Below are 15935 nucleotides of genomic sequence, written 5' to 3'. Positions count from 1 at the left end.
ATTCGGACAAAATTGTCAACCAAAAACTAATTGCTAGTTTTTTTAAACTGATAGATTTCCTTTGACTGACTCGTTGATTTTTGATTCACTGGTTGTTGCACGGGAGAACGAGGCCAGAGACCAATTAAGCCAATAGCGGCTGCAATTAAAAACCCAACTAGCCCAATTACTAAACCTGTTATCCTGGAATTATTTTGTGGTTGAACGTTTAGCGTATCCGAGCCAACTGAATGTGAACTGGTGAGATTGTTCGAGGCTGGAGAGGGACTTTCTACGGGATTTTTGGCAAGCTGTTCTGCAACAGGTAAATGGTTGACTGTATTTTTAACCACAGGCTGAGAATTCATACTCTCTCGCTCATCATCTACTTTTAAGGTAGCCAAAGACTTTACTAATAACTGGCTATTGCCATTTGGACTTGGGAAAAGAGCCGCTGCCAGAGCATCTAACCCAGCTTGGTCTGTAAAGTAGCTAAGATGGTCGCACGCAGTATCCGGTAATAGGATTTTGGGCACAGGATAGCGGTTAGCACTGACATTTTTGATGCTAGTTAAAGCAACAGCAATATCATTGGGTTGACTGAAAAATGCCAATTCTACAACTCTGTCTTTAGTTGAACCAAAAAGGTTGCTCAATAACCGCTGTAAGGGAGTTGATTCCTTATCTGGTTGAAATTCTAAAGCTTTTGAAACAATTGAGCGATCGCCCGCAATAATTGTATAGGGAACCCCTGGGTCGGGATTTTCGGCAAGTTTTTTCAGAAAAGGAGAATCGGGTCGCATTTGCTCTAGCGAGTAATCATTTGCTTCTAAAAACTCCAGTAATTGAGCAACTATTTTGGTCGGCCAAATAATTTTTGAAAGTTGATTCAACCCTATCCCAAGCGCTGTGAAAACCCAATCCTGTACTGTAGGCCAAGGAGAACCCCCATTAGGTGTTCCTAACATCACCAAGTGCTGGACAACCTGATTCCCACCTTCTCGCTCAATAAACCAGCGAGAAACCAAACCCCCCATTGAGTGAGCCACAATATGCAACTGCTTGCCGTGATTTCCTCCCAAACCAACTGCTTGCAATCTTTGGCCTAATAGGCGGGCATTTTCCTCGATGGTTGTTTGGATATTCTCGTAGTCAAAAGTCAAAACTAAGTCATAAAGTTCTGCAATCTGTCGCTGTTGTCCATCCACTTTTACTACCGTCTGTCTGACACTAGGAACCATACTTTGCGTGTCCCCTATAATCCCGTGAATGTAGAGAATGATTCGCTGGGCTTTGGCAACTTTAGCTTTAACTTGATCTGGATTTTTTTCGTAGCTGACATCACCTTTTTCGCTGGCCTCTGCTACAGCTAAAATAGGATATTCATAAGGTCTTCCCAATTTTTGATGGGCGACTTTTTCAAAGAAAATTCGGATTGACCCGTGAAGGCTGCGACTGCTAACTGTTGGTTTGGGTAAGCGTTCCAGCGTAATCTCTGTTTTGCCATCTTCAGTTCTCGCCCCTCTTCCTAATGGCAAGAAAAATTCTCCATCATAAGCAAAAGGTAAGATATGCTCATTTTCCGCTAATTCTTGATTTACCAACAAGTTGAGAGGGGTTGTTGGCGTCACCGCTTCATAATCTTCTACATCACTTAACTCCAAAGCACTTAACCCTGGATCAGTGCCTCGGCTGGTTGTAAATTGGAAAGATTCACTCACGCGATTTTGTTGCCGCAAAATCGCAGGTAAAATCAAATTCCCTAAATCTCGACTCGCTTGGGGTACAGTGGTGAGATTCACTTTCGCTTTTAAAGTTGGATGAGCTTGAACTTCGACGGCACCCTGTTGTAAGGCAGTGCTGCGATTAGCCTTAATTGGTTGAGCATCTTGAGGTCGGACAATTGTAATCGTGACTTCCTTTGTCATCCAATCATCATAATTTCCCTTTGCTCTCACGGCTTCGCGAGTATTAACTTGTGCCATCAAGCTATTCAGAGTTCCCTCTGTTTCTCCAACAGAACGAGTCACTTTAGGGGGCGCTAGTCCATCTTGTTTTAGCAAGCTAGCATCAAATTCTGTGGTACACACAATTAGCTTGAGAATATCCTTGTATTCAGTAATGCCTTGTTCAAAATATGCGTCGGGAACTTGAAATATAATATCATCAAAGCTGGTAATACTAGAGGAATTTGCTGAATTGTTTGGTGGGAGCAAGATACTGCTATCTCTGTCAAAAAATGGAGTGTCTACGGCAAAACTTTCGGAAAGATCGATAACATTGCAATACAATTTTTTGTCACTTTTATTGGTCAGTTTTATTTGGATGTTTGGGGCTTGCCACTCCCCATTATCATAGGCGTAATCGACACGCATTTCAGATGACGAGATGTTTCCGTCTCTGTCCCCTGGCGAAGATTCTTGCTGGCCGCAAAGCAGGATTATTTCCATTTCCACATCGTCGGTTTTAATGCGGCTGGTCGCAGGAGTGGAGAGTTGTAAAATGTTATTCCAACGGGCAATATGTTCTAAACGATAAATCACCTGTAAAGCAATTTCCTCTGTGTATCCCGGCTGATTTTGTTCTTCGGGAATCGGAGCAACTAAAGGGCGGTTATTATCAGGCTGTAAAATCCAATACTGACCCTGACTGACTAACAGATGGTAATCGGCATCTTTAGCTTCATTTACCTGCTGCACATACAAGGAAGGTTTGTTGCCAATTGCTGCTTTTGACAGTGCTTGTTCGACGTGTTTGATGCCTTGGACTTCACTTTCCTCGCCCTTAATGTAAATTTTCAACGCTGGCAACGGCAAACTTGTCACCACTGCCCAATAGCTATCAGTTTCTGATAAGCTGTCTTGACCGTTAATAATTTCTACTTGGCTGCGTTGTGGCAATACCTGAGTTACTCGTGCTTCGCCTAAAGCTTCTGAAAGTTGGCGCAATTTTTCGGCACTGCTGCCATAGGGAAAAAATGCTAGTCGAGTATCTCCCCCATTAGAGGGTTTAGGAATTCCGTGAATAGACCCTCCATCAATTACCCAATTCCGAAGGTTTTGACTGTGAGTTAAGGTGAAGTAGTGAGGTCGTTCTTTAATAGCACCGCCCAAGAAAGGTTGGTCTAAATCGTTCCTGTCTGTTGCTTCTACTTGAGGCGACTGTTCTTTGACTTTTCCGGTCACGAGAGCATTCATATTTCTCGCTAAATCTCGATAGGTTATGCTGCCATTTGTTCGCTGTAGTGTTTGCAGCAAAAAGTAAGAGAAAGCTCCTCTATTTTCTCCATCCTCAGTTTTGTATTCTTTGGCCAGTTCGTAGTCTCTACAGGCAGAGAACAAAATGTGTTTTCCTTTGGGCAAAATCACACCTGTTGTCTTTTTTTCTGATTGTTTAGCAGTGCTTAGTATTTCATGAATTGCTGGTGCATCTTCGGCAAAAATAAACGTGCTTAACGGTCGCTCCCGCGAGTCTACTAAGGCGCGCCTCACTGTTGTTTCGGGGGGTAAGTCTCTGGTTCCCGAACCGGAGTGGCAGCAGTCAAGAATGACCACAATGCGGGGTTCTTTTAGGGCTATTTTGGATATGAGGTAGGCTAGTTCTTTATCAGCTAAGTCCCGACCATTTTCTGCACGGCTGTCATAGCACACTAAAGTTTCATCTAAGCGGTCTGCCTCTAATTCCCAAAATTCCTCTGGTGATTTCTCTTGAGCGCCATGACCGGAATAGTAAAATAAGACCACATCTTCGCTGTCAGCGTTGCACAAATGCTGCTGGAAACCGTTGATAATTGCCTGACGAGTGGCATCTTGATTGAGCAGTATCCAAGGTTGGTCTGTAGGCTCTATCAGTTTCCATTCGCTATCTTGAGTAATTCGCTCTCCCAGATAAGCTTCTATAGCTTTAATATCGTTAACACAACCTTTTAAGGGAGGAACGAGAGGATTAGATGCGGGAGAATAGTTGTCAATACCAACTAACAGCGCGTAAATGTTTTTTGCCATAACTGCCTTGTTTTATTAAACTGTTTAAATGGGTTTTAATCGTTAATACCTAAGATTTTCTAGCTATTAACGATTCTAGGAAATGGAGAAATGACACTAACTCTCACTAGCGGGAAATAAAATGTACCCAAAAGCTGCCATCGGGGGGGATGCAGTTATCTTTAATCATTCCGTAGGAGTAATGCAGGAATTTACCCTTTTCATCGTTGCCGTCTGGCTCATTGCGATCGTAGCCATCGGCGAACCATTCCCCATAAGGATCGTGAACAATGAAGCCGGCGCTGTCATATCCAACTACTGCGATAATGTGGCCACTTTGAGTAAAGTAACCGTGTACAACTGCTGGGTTTCCAGTCGCTAACCAATCTTTAAGTTGTTCAATGGTGGCCATTTCACTGTAGTTATCTTTGGCTCCATAGTCGCGAACAATTTGAGCAAGATCATAACCACTATGCCGACTTAATCCTTGATCTAAGGCATAGTTGTAAAGCTCATCCTCAAAGTACCCCTCACTATGCCGACGAGGAATTTTTAGATACTCCAAACACATCGCTATTGAAGTAACATTGCAAGAACCATCAGGGTTCATTTCATTATCTCTCTGAGATTTGTAAGGAACCGGCAATTTAACTTCATCGCGTTTTGGATAAATTATGCTAGTGCCTTCAAAAACTTCGGCGTGTTCTCCAAAAATATATCCAGTCCAAGTATTTTCAACTGGAGTATCAGCTAAGGTGATTTTTAAATGACCGCGCTCAACTTCAAATGAGGCAACTCTGAGGGTGACATCGGCTTTGAGATTCTGTTTTTCTGCGGGCAACAAAGCATCGGATTGCAACGGTTTATTTTTAAGGAGAGTATCTTGGATAATTTTAACCAGAATTGAGGGAACACCTTCGGCTCCTCGCGTTGCTACTTTATCAAGTTCGAGGAGTTCGGTAGCTGTTCTTTTCCCCATAAATCCTGGTTCATAGCAGCGATTTAGTTTTTGGAAGCGTTTTAAAACTGCAATAGAAACAGGGCCAAAGATATCTTCTACTGTGGGAGAGAGTAGCCCTTGAGCTATCAGAATCTCTTGGATTTCCAAGCTTAACTCTCGATCTGCTACTATTTGGCTGACATCGTATTTAATATTTGTATCGACAAAATCTTGGAGATGCATCCTTTATGCCTCGGTTTTCATTGTTGCATAGGCCGAAACAGATTTGGATTGGGAGAAACTTTTTGCTTAATCCTCAAAATCTGTGACAGCGTAGGTTCAATAGTAGGAGAATCATCCCTAAAAAGTTCCTAGCTTTTAGTTGAGTCTTAAATTAGCCAAAAGGCTACCTCCTAACTGGCGGTAAGTACAGGACAGAACCTGTACTTTTGGCTAGGTGTCGTCCAAAACTACAGGCTGGCAAGGCTTTTCGGAGGGCGATTGCGCGATTTTAGATTTTAGATTTTAGAATTGCTCCCACGGGCTGTAGCGATCGCAGGTGATGAATACGCTACGCTTTTTTCAAGGGTTCACGGCCTGTAGCGGGGGGCTGTGACCAAATTGCTTTCGGTTAGGATAAAAAATTAAATACAGATAAATCCGGTTGCTATCGTCTACTCCAAAAAGCTGATTAAAAGGGTGCAAAATATCAATTTTAATAAATTTTAACTATTTAGATAGATGTCGTATTTTTAGTTTTTTATATACGATGATTGTATTGAGTTATTAATAGAATTGCCGTGATTTTTCCCAACCCTACTCCATTTCCAGGCCCGCAGATTCCCAGTACCGAACCGGGGCTGCCGACTATACCCGCATCCCCACCAGTGCCGGGCCCCGTTCCCGAACCGATTCCCGGGATAGTACCGGAACCGGTACCTGCGCCAATTCCCCAGCCAATTCCCGAACCGGTGCCGGAAACTGTACCCTCTCCAATTCCTCAGACAGTGCCGGAACCTATTCCTCAGACAATCCCTGAACCTGTTTAAATTATGTTTTAGTCGATCGCGAAATTTAAGATTGTTTGTCAGGCCGATCGCAAAAACCGACTTTCTACCAAGTCCCCAATCTTTTTGATGAATATCAGACTTGAAAAAACTCGGTTTTTGCGTAAATTATCGATTACTTGAAGTTAAGGGCAGTCTCTTTACAAAGGTCAACAGCACCCAAAGCAGTCCATTTGCCGTCATCGTATTCGGCCATGACATCAAAAACACAGCCCGCATCCGAACCCTCGTAGTCAGCTTGATTCCACTCAAAATCTGCCTTTTCCCGATCGGCAATCGGGGCGTCTAACTCGTTTTTTCCCCAAGCCTCCTTATCGGGAGGAGACATATAGATGGCTGTCATCGTCTTGCCACTGTTGTTAATCACCGAAATTTTGACCATCTGAGCGAAAACGCTAGCTGCTGTGAGCGCTAACAGGGGTAGCGACAGCCCCACAGCGATCGTTACTTTGCTTAACCACTGGTTAACCATTGAGCCATCTACCTCAAGTTGTATATTTATTCAAGCTTAGCTGTGGAAGTTATAACACACAAGTCAGATATATTGCTATTCCTTATGATATTTTGAAACAGTGATATGTTTCTAAATAGCTATGCTTACTGCCGGAATTGTCGGACTGCCTAATGTTGGCAAATCTACTTTGTTTAATGCTCTGGTTGCTAATGCCAAGGCGACTGCTGCTAATTTTCCTTTCTGTACGATCGAGCCAAATACGGGTATCGTGGCAGTGCCAGACGAACGGTTGAAGGTGCTGAGCAATATTTCCAATTCCGTGCAAACTGTGCCGACGCGGATGGAATTTGTGGATATTGCGGGTTTGGTGAAGGGGGCGAGTCAGGGGGAAGGACTGGGAAATCAGTTTTTATCTCACATCCGGGCCGTAGATGCGATCGTCCACGTTGTCCGCTGTTTTGAGAATGACGATATCATTCACGTTGCGGGTTCTGTCGATCCGATCCGAGATATTGACATTATCAATCTCGAATTAATTTTAGCAGATTTAGCTCAAATTGAACGCAGGCTCGATCGCACTCGCAAGCTCGCCCGCAACAATAAGGAAGCTCAGGCCGAAGTGGATGTCCTCGAAAAATTAGTCGTGGTTTTGAATGCGGGGAAACCGGCGCGGCAGTACAATTTCACAGATGAAGAAGCTGAATTAGTTAAAGGTTTGGAATTACTCACCAACAAACCAATTATCTATGCTGCTAACGTGTCTGAGGACGACTTAGCAACGGGAAATAGCTATGTCGAACAAGTGCGGGAAGTAGCAGAAGCAGAAAATGCTAAGGTTGTCATAGTTTCGGCGCAAGTTGAGTCAGAATTGGTGGAGTTATCGGAGGAAGAACGAACGGATTTCCTAGAATCTCTGGGGGTAAAAGAAGGTGGCTTGAAATCTCTGATTCGAGCTACTTACGAATTATTGGGTTTGCGGACTTATTTTACTAGCGGGCCCAAGGAAACTCGCGCTTGGACGATTATCGCGGGAATGTTAGCACCGCAAGCTGCGGGGGTGATTCACTCGGATTTTGAACGGGGTTTCATCCGGGCCGAAACTGTGAGTTATGAAGATTTGGTTGCTACGGGCGCGATGAATGCGGCTAAGGAAAAAGGGTTAGTTCGCAGTGAAGGAAAAGAGTATATTGTACAAGAGGGGGATGTGCTGTTGTTCCGATTTAATGTTTAGCTTTTTTAAGGAGATTGGCACATGGATATCATTTCGCTGGTAATTGCTTGGCTCGTTACTTCTGTGAGCTTTTTTATCATTTCCAAGTTGCCCATCGGGGTGGACATTGACACTTTTGAAAGAGCGATGATTTCGGCGGCGGTTTTTGGATTGCTGAATGCTTTGGTGCGGCCGCTTTTTGTGGTTTTGGGTTTTCCATTGCTGTTGGTAACTTTTGGTTTGTGGATAATAGTTATCAACGCTGTTATCTTTGGATTGGCGGCTTGGCTAGTGGATGGATTTCGCTTGCGGTGGGGAATTTGGAGTGCTTTGCTGGGTGCTATAGCCCTCGGTTTTATTAACTCTTTGCTCTATGAGCTGTTGCGGACTCTGCCTAGTGTAAGGTAAGGTAGCTCGGAGTAATGCGGGGGACGGAAGGAAGGGGCGGGTTTATTCATCCTGTTAGTTATCGCCAATATTTCAGGTGAAACACGCCCCTAGGGCAAATATTTTAGATTTAATTCCCCCATATCAGGTATTTGTTTTTTGGGATTGGTTGAGTTTTTAGCCTTCGCAGTAGTCGATAAATTGCTCTGGAACGAGGCGCAATTCGCCCGATCGAAAGCGCTCGACCGGCATCCAAAGTGCGGTAAATACCCACTCTCCGTCTGTAAAGGCTAGACTCTCCAATTGATAAAATTTGGGATCGACAAATTCGCACTGATAGAGTTGTATTAGTTCGTGTCCGGCCTGACCATTAAAAATAAAAAAATTTTCCAAACAAGCTAAATATTTGATATTTGTTAACTCGGCTTGAATTTCTTCTTGAAACTCTCTTTGCAAAGCGTCGATGCTGTGTTCTCCGAATTCTATACCACCGCCCAGAGCTCGGTAAAATGTGTCTTGTTTGACCGGATCTTCGCATTCTGACACGAAAATGCGATCGCCCGATTGAATTAATCCTAAAACAATTACGCGAATTGTACCTTGCATCATTAGTCATCAGTCATCAATCATTAGTCATCAGTCATGAAGCATCAACACCAAAACAAAAAAAACCGGGTTTCGACTTCGCCCAATCAGCAGGTTTTTTGCCATTGATATTATGTCCGGTCGATTACCCGAAATCAGGTAGGGGCGGGTTCACGAACAATACCTGCTAATAATTGACAATCTCAAAAACCCGCCCTTTTAATCACTCATTATTCGTGTATCCGTGTCATCCGTGTCGTGCCAACGTTTAATTATCAGCAGCAAAAGCCTCTCGACGGCGACTGTTATCAACGGGCCAGTCTGTATTTTCCCCCCCAATAATGAGTTTTTCAATCGTTACGAATTCTTTGCTGAGTTGCTGGAAAACATTAATCAAAACATCGAGGCCTATCGCATCGCTAGTGCCCAAATCAAACCAGCAGCGAGCCCAAGAACCTTGATACTCCATGTCTCCCATATTGTGCATCAAAGCCATCATACTTTGGTCGGCTAGATTAACATCGTAATTCATCTGACTGATATCTAAGCCTTCATCTTGAACTTGCAAATTTTCCGCATTAAATCCTCCCAGTTTTCCCAAGAAAAACCAAGAGTCAAACACTTCTTCAACATACTGTTTTTCACCGTTTGAAGGCACGTTGCTGAACTTCAGCCAAATCCAGAGGTCAAAGGGGTTAAACTCGCGAAACTCTACTTGCATCGTTTTTTGGTGTTTTTATAGTGGTGGTAAGGCCGCGGGCCCCCAGATCCCATCTGCATCTCTAATTTTATCGCGCATCGGGTCACAGGCGCGAGATTGGCTGTCGAGACGGTTGCGGGTTCTGCACTGCTGAAAGAAAATTTCGGCTACTAAACTGCGTGGCAGTTGGTCGGGTTGTGCTAAGGCTGCATCGAAGTTTTTTCGGGCTTCCTCAAGTAAGGTTTTGTTGCCGTCTTTCCCCTGGGATTGGGAAAACAAGATTTGTGCTTTTAGATAGAGAACTTCTGGATTATTTGGCGTTTCTGCTAAAGATTTGTTGGCAAATTCTAAAGCGCGATCGTACTTTTTCAAGTCTCGATAGCCTACTGCCATGCCACGATAAGCTAAGTAGCGGGGAGAGGCTTTTTGTTCGAGTCTTTGAATTGCTTCGTTGGGGTTTGAAAATGGCAGGTTTGTGGCTAGCATTAAGTCCATGTAGCCTTTGATCAGGTTGAGTTCGGGGTCGTTGGGCGCTATTTTATCGGCGGCCTCTAGGTATTGAAATACTACTCGCAATTTACTCAAAGCTTGGGGCGCGCCTTTGGCTGTTCCTTCTTTGGCTATAATGTTCGCCCCTTCTAGAAAGTGACCGGCTGCTGTGTAGATGTTGCCGCGCAATGGATTAGTTTTAGTCAAGTTTTCTCCGACTTCGCGGGTTTTTTGCGCGTACGAATTCATCGAGTTGAAGTCTTTTTCGATGTAGGATAGGGAGGCTGCCATTGCATAGGCTAGCGGTTCGTTTGGTTCGGCTGATAGTGCTTGTTGAATTTGAGTTTTTGCTTGTTTGTAGTTTCCTTGCTGAAACATTGTTTTGAAAGCGGTTTCGGTGTTGGGCCCGATCGCCTGCGGGTTGCTGGTGCGAAAGGGATCGCCCGCTACTGCTGAGTTAATGCAGAGGCCCAGGGCGATCGCTCCTGCACTGGCGATCGCCCGCACTGTCTGTTTAGAACTTAACATTTGCTTGCCAAGCGATGCTAAAGGGGTTTTCCTCATCGTCAATTCTCTCAATGTAATATACTGTAAACTAGAAACAAGAGAGTTAAATTTTCAGACTTTCGGGCCGCGACCAAAAAACGAGTGAAATTTGCTTGATTTTTTGTGGTTGTTGAGGTATATTTTAATAATGGAAGTGTGACTTGTAATATATTAAAGGACAGATTCCCATTATTAAAATATACCATGAAAAAACCTAAAAATCAAACACCTATCCTGAAAAAGAAGGAAATTTTTGTAAAGATTTATGTAAAATAATTGTGTGCGATCGGCCCAACCTAGAAACAAATCGCTGAGGCTGGATAATTAATCGGTGTATCCGTGTCAAAATTCGTGTAGTGCCTTCCTTCTCCCCAATTACCAATTGCGTTAATGCTTTATCTAAAAAACTTAGTATATCATCCTACCGCCTGTCCGAATCCTATTCTGAAAAATATTAACTTAGAACTGCCCTCGCAGCAAATGGGGCTGATTGTGGGTCGCAGCGGTTCAGGCAAAAGTACGCTATTAGAAATATTAGCAGGTTTAGCGGAAAAAACTAGCGGCGACATCCGTTGGCGGGAACAGGAATTAACACCGGAACACTTGCAACAGTTAGGAGGTTTAGTGTTTCAGTTTCCAGAAAGGCATTTTTGCGGGGGCACAATTTTAGAAGAATTGCGGTTGGGGCATCCTGAATTGGGACAAGAACAAATTAACTCAGCAATGGCAGAAGTGGGGCTCGGACATTTGCCGCTGCGCGCTTCTCCCCACGCTTTGAGCGGCGGACAACAGCGCAGGGTAGCCCTGGCGGTGCAGCTAATTCGGCAGCCGCATTTGCTACTATTGGACGAACCGACAGCGGGTTTGGATTGGTCGATGCGGCGGCAGTTAGTAAGCTTGTTGAGTAAGTTGAAAAGTCACTGGACTTTGTTGATTGTAACTCACGATGCTAGCGATTTGTTGAGCGTTGCCGATCGATTTTGGACTTTAGATCACGGCGATTTGCAAGAGGTCGATCGCGCTAAGTTAGAAGCTAAGGAAACGAGTTGCGTTTGAGTTTTTTGGCGTTTCCAATGGTTTCCCGGCGAATAGAATTCGCGTCTATACAAACGAAGTCCGCCTAAGCAGACAGCAAGAAAAAAGTGAGAATAGAACTAGATGATAAATGAGGTTAAAATGTCTGTGTTGCCCCAGATGAACGAGTTGTGGCAAAAAACGCTGAATTGGCAGCCGGATGAGTTGCAGCAACAACTATTTCAGCGACTTTATGAGTTAATTGTCGAGGGAAATCGCTCCTTGAATTTAACTCGAATTACTGAGCCGATGGAGTTTTGGGAAAAACATTTGTGGGATTCTCTGCGGGGAATTGCCAGACTGCTGCCAACTAATCACAATTTGGCGGAAAATCCCGAATTGTCCGCCGAGTCGGTGCAGAAAGCGATCGATATTGGGACAGGAGGGGGTTTTCCGGGGTTGCCGATCGCGATCGCCCTGCCGCATTTATCAGTTACCTTGCTCGATTCTACGCGCAAAAAAATTGCTTTTTTGGAAACAGTTGTGCCGTCTTTAGGGATAGGAAATGCGGCGACTTTGTTGGGTAGATCTGATGAAATGGCCCGAGGGCCGCATCACAAACAAGCTTACGATCTAGCACTTCTTAGAGCAGTTGGAGCAGCTTCTATTTGTGCTAAATACGCGCTGCCATTCCTTAAAAATGGCGGTTTGGCTGTACTTTACCGTGGGAATTGGACGGTGGAGGAAGAAACAGAGTTGCAAAGGGCGATCGAGCATTTGGGCGGCACAGTTGAGTCAGTCGAAGCATTCACAACGCCGACGAGTCAGGGGGCGCGGCACTGCGTTTACTTGCGGAAAGTTGAATAAATTTGTAGTTATTAGATTGGGATTTTGTTACCGCAGATAGTAGCAGATAAACACAGATGAACGCAGATAAAATTCCATCGGCGTTTATCTGCGTTTATCTGCGGTTGTAAAAAATTATATCGCCTTTTCGTAGCGCTTGTTAATTTCTGCCCAATTAACAACATTCCACCAAGCTTTTAAGTAGTCGGCGCGAAGGTTTTGATATTTGAGATAATAAGCGTGTTCCCAAACATCGTTACCCATAATTGGATAGTTGCCATCTATCAAAGGAGTGTCTTGATTTGCCGTAGTTGTAATCTCAAGTTTGCCAGCTTTATTGCGGACTAGCCAAACCCAACCGCTGCCAAAACGCTTGGCGCCGGCATCGTTAAATTTTGTTTTAAAATCGTCAACACTGCCGAAATTTTGCTGAATTGCTGTTGCAATTGCCCCTGTGGGTTCGCCGCCGCCGTTGGGACCCATGATTTCCCAAAACATAGTGTGGTTTAGGTGTCCGCCGCCATTGTTACGCACGGTTGTGCGAATATCTTCCGGCACTTTGCTCAAATCTCGCAGCATATTTTCAGCACTCATATTTTTGAGTTGCGGATATTTGCTGACAGCATCGTTGAGGTTTTTAACGTAAGCAGCGTGGTGTTTGTCGTGGTGAAATTGCATTGTCCGCGCATCGATGTGCGGTTCTAAAGCATTGTATTCGTAGGGCAGAGGTGGCAGTGTAAAAGGCCCCGGAGTTTGGGCTATTTTTGGACTTTCTGCAACTGGGCTTGCTTGCGATACATTATTTCCTGACGCTTGGCAAGCACCTGCGGTAATAGCTCCGACGGTTGCTGTCACTAAATACAAGAAATCTCGGCGTTTGAGAGTCATAAAAAGTACCTAAGTGAATTATTAACTGTTTTATCTCAGATTAAAGCAAAATGGGAGTGAGTTGAGAAAAAAAGTTGTATCGCCCGAATGGATGAGACGGATGGGCGATGGTTGTGAGAGTTTCTCAAGTATAGGCTAATTGTGTGCGCGTAACTAACTCACGTGCTCCGGTTCACCAATCCGGTTTCTGTCTCGAAACCGGGTTTTTTTTGATTATTCTTGGGACAAGCGTTGGATGGCTTCGCCTCCAAAAAGCCGATCGGCTGCTTGAAGAATACCGGGAATTTTAGCAGCGTGGGGACTGTGGGCTAGAGGGCGGCGCAAGTCTAATTCATTGAGGCGATCGGCTTTTTGGCCGGGGAACCAGTGACTGGCATTACCTAAAAGGTTGTAGCGCATCTTGCAATAGTCGATCGTATCGTAAGCCTGCGCCAAATTCCACAGCCACAGAATCACATAAATATTAATACCTCCGGGAGTATTTTCGATAGTTGGTAAACCTACGTGCCAAGTTTTAAACCAATCTTCTCCTAATTTATCAATTGCTGCTTTTTCTAACTTTTCTAATATCGGAGGCAAAATTTCATCGGCTCTATCTAACAATTCTACAGCTTTCAGATGCTCGTTAAAATCTTCAGGTTTCGCTGCGCCTAAACTTAAAGTGTGTACTTGCGGATGCGACAAACAAAACAAATCATTAAACACCATCGGACTCAGCGGATAGCACAAGTCTACCAATTTTTGCGGCGGGTTGTAAAGTTGACCGCCTTTGTCGGAAGGACTGATGATAAAAACGCCCATATCGTGACGTTTAGCAGCTTCAATAGCCGGCCAATTAATTTGATTAATGTAGTACCAGTGCAAGTTCAGATAATCAAATTGATTAGTTTCAATTGTTTTGACAATCACATCCGTCGGGCCGTGGGTTGAAAAACCAATAAACCGAACTTTGCCTTCTGCTTGCAATTTTTTCGCCACATCCATGCAGCCACCCGGACGCATAGACTCCTCTAGCAATTCCCACGTATTAATGCCGTGTAGCGACAGTAAATCGACGTATTCTAGTTGCAAATAAGCTAAGGATTTATCAAAGTCTTCGCGAAACTCTTGGGAGTTCGGTTTGGGACTAACTTTTGTTTGCACTATCAAGTTTTCGCGGGGAAAGTTCGGCAAAATCTGCCCCAATTGCATCTCAGAAGTGCCGTAACCGCGAGCAGTTTCTATATGATTAATGCCGCATTCAACCGAGTAGCGAATCGTCGCTTCTAAATTTTGTTGATTGTCTGGGGGAATTTCATTGGCTGGCACGTCTTGCCATTTGTACTGATATCTCATGCCACCGCAGGAAAAGACGGGCATGGATAATTCTGTGCGACCGAATCGGCGATATTGCATCATAAACAGTTGACAGTTGACAGTTGACAGTTAACAGTTGACAGTTGAATCGCCTGGTTTTTAGGATAGAGATTTATAAACCACCCTAAAAATATTCCTCCGTCATACAGGAGTTTAAACCCCTGAATTTTGACAATCAAAGTCAAGGTAAGCCCAAGTGCATTTAAATTGTATAGTCAAATTTAAGAAAAGTCTTGTGGGGAGTAGGGGTTGGGCCAGAAAGCCCGCCCTAAAAATACAATTTAGATGCCCAACAGCTTAACTCGCATATTGCAGCATTGTCCTGAACAGGCAAGATGCCTGTTCCACAAAGAGTTTTTGACCACCACTGGGGCAGTTTTGACTATTTAGAAATCTCCCGTACTACTGGTTTGCCGTCTGTGATTTCGCCGACTAAAACCAAATCTGTACAGTCTACAAACAAACCATTTTCTAACACACCGGGAATGTTATTCAAGCTTTTTTCCATTTCTCCGGGGTTGGCAATGTCATCAAATTTGACATCAATTACCATATTACCTTGATCGGTAATTACCGGGCCAGCTTTTTTCACGCCCATGCGGAGTTCGGGTTGGCCACCCAATTTTTCTATGGCGCGCATCACTGGCGTTAATGCCATCGGTATAACTTCGATGGGTACGCGAAAAGTCGAACCCAATTTATCTACGATTTTGGAACTGTCAACTACTACAATAAACTGAGTTGCGAGGTAATCGACTACTTTTTCGCGGGTGTGGGCTGCGCCGCCACCTTTAATTAAGTTGAGGTGGGGATCTACTTCATCAGCGCCGTCAATAGCCACATCAATTCTGTCAATTTCATCTAGTGTTGTCAGCGGTACTCCGTACTGTTTGGCTAACACTTCTGATTGAAAAGATGTGGGCACTCCTTTGATATCTTTGAGTTGACCTGATTTTATGCGATCGCCCAATGCTTGAATAGTATAAGCTGTAGTTGACCCGGTGCCGAGTCCGACAATCATACCAGATTGTACGCGATCGGCGGCAGCAAAGCCGACTTGCTGTTTCATCAATTTTACGGGATCTTGTTCTGTGGTCATCTTCGGTACTCCTCAATAGTTTTAAGATTATACCATTTATTATGGATTTATTTAACCGCAGAGAACGCAGAGAACGCAGAGAGGAAGAAGCAGAAGAGAGGTAACTCGCAAATTATTTCAAGTGGGAATTTCTCTCTTTTTTCTCTGGGTACTCTGCGTCCTCTGCAGTTAAAGAGAATAAATCTAGTTCACAAATCGGCGGATAATTGCCACAATGAAAATCGGATTTCTCGATACTTATACTTGGGATTACAACATTGAAACTCCTTACTGCAAACCTTTGGGTGGCACTCAGTCGGCTATTTGTTACTTAGCTGATACCAATTTTATGTGAAGTTGCATATAATAGAGAGGTAGCGTTGATGGTGCGTTTTATGGCTCGTATTTTAAAA

14 protein-coding genes are annotated in these 15935 nt (G+C 44.0%); 5 read left to right on the top strand and 9 right to left on the bottom strand.

Annotated features, from left to right (window positions below; all coding sequences use genetic code 11):
- Window positions 1-26: 26 nt before the first annotated feature.
- Both QUB77_RS26620 and QUB77_RS26615 read right to left on the bottom strand, forming a co-directional pair.
- Window positions 27-3983: a caspase family protein gene (locus QUB77_RS26620; RefSeq protein WP_333179193.1), complete on the bottom strand. Its 3957-nt coding sequence runs from the start codon at window positions 3981-3983 to the stop codon at window positions 27-29.
- A 106-nt stretch (window positions 3984-4089) separates the two neighbouring features.
- Window positions 4090-5145 carry a C39 family peptidase gene (locus tag QUB77_RS26615; protein WP_333179190.1) on the bottom strand — a complete coding sequence of 352 codons (1056 nt, stop codon included), beginning with the start codon at window positions 5143-5145 and terminating at the stop codon, window positions 4090-4092.
- A gap of 557 nt (window positions 5146-5702) precedes the next feature.
- Between QUB77_RS26615 and QUB77_RS26610 the strand changes: the two genes are divergently transcribed.
- Entirely contained in the window at window positions 5703-5951 is a 249-nt protein-coding gene (locus QUB77_RS26610) for a gamma-aminobutyric acid A receptor, epsilon-like protein (RefSeq protein ID WP_333061712.1), read from the top strand.
- Window positions 5952-6084: 133 nt separating this feature from the next.
- Here QUB77_RS26610 and QUB77_RS26605 read toward each other — a convergent pair whose 3' ends face one another.
- Window positions 6085-6441: a hypothetical protein gene (locus QUB77_RS26605; protein ID WP_333179187.1), complete on the bottom strand. Its 357-nt coding sequence runs from the start codon at window positions 6439-6441 to the stop codon at window positions 6085-6087.
- 121 nt (window positions 6442-6562) lie between these two features.
- Between QUB77_RS26605 and ychF the strand changes: the two genes are divergently transcribed.
- Window positions 6563-7654, top strand: coding sequence for a redox-regulated ATPase YchF (gene ychF / locus QUB77_RS26600; protein ID WP_333179183.1), 1092 nt, complete (start codon window positions 6563-6565; stop codon window positions 7652-7654).
- Window positions 7655-7675: 21 nt separating this feature from the next.
- Window positions 7676-8041 carry a phage holin family protein gene (locus tag QUB77_RS26595; RefSeq protein WP_333179180.1) on the top strand — a complete coding sequence of 122 codons (366 nt, stop codon included), beginning with the start codon at window positions 7676-7678 and terminating at the stop codon, window positions 8039-8041.
- Between the two features lie 156 nt (window positions 8042-8197).
- Here the strand turns inward: QUB77_RS26595 and QUB77_RS26590 are convergent, their stop codons facing one another.
- The 3 genes from QUB77_RS26590 to QUB77_RS26580 form a co-directional block, all read right to left on the bottom strand.
- Entirely contained in the window at window positions 8198-8629 is a 432-nt protein-coding gene (locus QUB77_RS26590; protein WP_333179178.1) for an NUDIX domain-containing protein, read from the bottom strand.
- A 244-nt stretch (window positions 8630-8873) separates the two neighbouring features.
- Entirely contained in the window at window positions 8874-9326 is a 453-nt protein-coding gene (locus QUB77_RS26585) for a DUF3531 family protein (RefSeq protein ID WP_333179175.1), read from the bottom strand.
- 15 nt (window positions 9327-9341) lie between these two features.
- On the bottom strand, window positions 9342-10322 hold the full coding sequence (locus QUB77_RS26580; RefSeq protein WP_333179172.1) for a Sll0314/Alr1548 family TPR repeat-containing protein: 981 nt from the start codon (window positions 10320-10322) through the stop codon (window positions 9342-9344).
- A 408-nt stretch (window positions 10323-10730) separates the two neighbouring features.
- Between QUB77_RS26580 and QUB77_RS26575 the strand changes: the two genes are divergently transcribed.
- On the top strand, window positions 10731-11396 hold the full coding sequence (locus tag QUB77_RS26575) for an energy-coupling factor ABC transporter ATP-binding protein (RefSeq protein ID WP_333179171.1): 666 nt from the start codon (window positions 10731-10733) through the stop codon (window positions 11394-11396).
- 120 nt (window positions 11397-11516) lie between these two features.
- Window positions 11517-12221 carry a 16S rRNA (guanine(527)-N(7))-methyltransferase RsmG gene (gene rsmG, locus QUB77_RS26570; protein WP_333179169.1) on the top strand — a complete coding sequence of 235 codons (705 nt, stop codon included), beginning with the start codon at window positions 11517-11519 and terminating at the stop codon, window positions 12219-12221.
- A gap of 114 nt (window positions 12222-12335) precedes the next feature.
- On the opposite strand, the gene QUB77_RS26565 is transcribed toward rsmG, so the two are convergent.
- From QUB77_RS26565 to rpiA, 3 genes are all read right to left on the bottom strand, one after another.
- Complete coding sequence (locus tag QUB77_RS26565; RefSeq protein ID WP_333179166.1) at window positions 12336-13088, bottom strand: Fe-Mn family superoxide dismutase; 753 nt, start codon at window positions 13086-13088, stop codon at window positions 12336-12338.
- Window positions 13089-13301: 213 nt separating this feature from the next.
- The gene (locus tag QUB77_RS26560; RefSeq protein ID WP_445251775.1) at window positions 13302-14486 is read right to left on the bottom strand and encodes an aldo/keto reductase; all 1185 of its coding nucleotides are present in this window, start codon (window positions 14484-14486) and stop codon (window positions 13302-13304) included.
- Between the two features lie 340 nt (window positions 14487-14826).
- The gene (gene rpiA, locus QUB77_RS26555; protein WP_333179163.1) at window positions 14827-15543 is read right to left on the bottom strand and encodes a ribose-5-phosphate isomerase RpiA; all 717 of its coding nucleotides are present in this window, start codon (window positions 15541-15543) and stop codon (window positions 14827-14829) included.
- Between the last annotated feature and the right edge of the window lie 392 nt (window positions 15544-15935).

The sequence above is a fragment of the Microcoleus sp. AT9b-C3 genome (assembly GCF_036705485.1).
Taxonomy (GTDB): domain Bacteria; phylum Cyanobacteriota; class Cyanobacteriia; order Cyanobacteriales; family Microcoleaceae; genus Microcoleus.
Note: the sequence above shows the minus strand (reverse complement) of the source record. Positions and strands in the feature narration are given on the sequence as shown.

Bases quoted from the DNA above. Each gene is read 5' to 3' on its own strand.
- QUB77_RS26585 (WP_333179175.1), bottom strand. From the start codon at position 9,326: ATGCAAGTAGAGTTTCGCGAGTTTAACCCCTTTGACCTCTGGATTTGG.
- QUB77_RS26605 (WP_333179187.1), bottom strand. From the start codon at position 6,441: ATGGTTAACCAGTGGTTAAGCAAAGTAACGATCGCTGTGGGGCTGTCG.
- rsmG (WP_333179169.1), top strand. From the start codon at position 11,517: ATGTCTGTGTTGCCCCAGATGAACGAGTTGTGGCAAAAAACGCTGAAT.
- QUB77_RS26620 (WP_333179193.1), bottom strand. From the start codon at position 3,983: ATGGCAAAAAACATTTACGCGCTGTTAGTTGGTATTGACAACTATTCT.
- rpiA (WP_333179163.1), bottom strand. From the start codon at position 15,543: ATGACCACAGAACAAGATCCCGTAAAATTGATGAAACAGCAAGTCGGC.
- QUB77_RS26615 (WP_333179190.1), bottom strand. From the start codon at position 5,145: ATGCATCTCCAAGATTTTGTCGATACAAATATTAAATACGATGTCAGC.
- ychF (WP_333179183.1), top strand. From the start codon at position 6,563: ATGCTTACTGCCGGAATTGTCGGACTGCCTAATGTTGGCAAATCTACT.
- QUB77_RS26590 (WP_333179178.1), bottom strand. From the start codon at position 8,629: ATGATGCAAGGTACAATTCGCGTAATTGTTTTAGGATTAATTCAATCG.
- QUB77_RS26595 (WP_333179180.1), top strand. From the start codon at position 7,676: ATGGATATCATTTCGCTGGTAATTGCTTGGCTCGTTACTTCTGTGAGC.
- QUB77_RS26565 (WP_333179166.1), bottom strand. From the start codon at position 13,088: ATGACTCTCAAACGCCGAGATTTCTTGTATTTAGTGACAGCAACCGTC.
- QUB77_RS26580 (WP_333179172.1), bottom strand. From the start codon at position 10,322: ATGTTAAGTTCTAAACAGACAGTGCGGGCGATCGCCAGTGCAGGAGCG.
- QUB77_RS26560 (WP_445251775.1), bottom strand. From the start codon at position 14,486: ATGATGCAATATCGCCGATTCGGTCGCACAGAATTATCCATGCCCGTC.
- QUB77_RS26575 (WP_333179171.1), top strand. From the start codon at position 10,731: ATGCTTTATCTAAAAAACTTAGTATATCATCCTACCGCCTGTCCGAAT.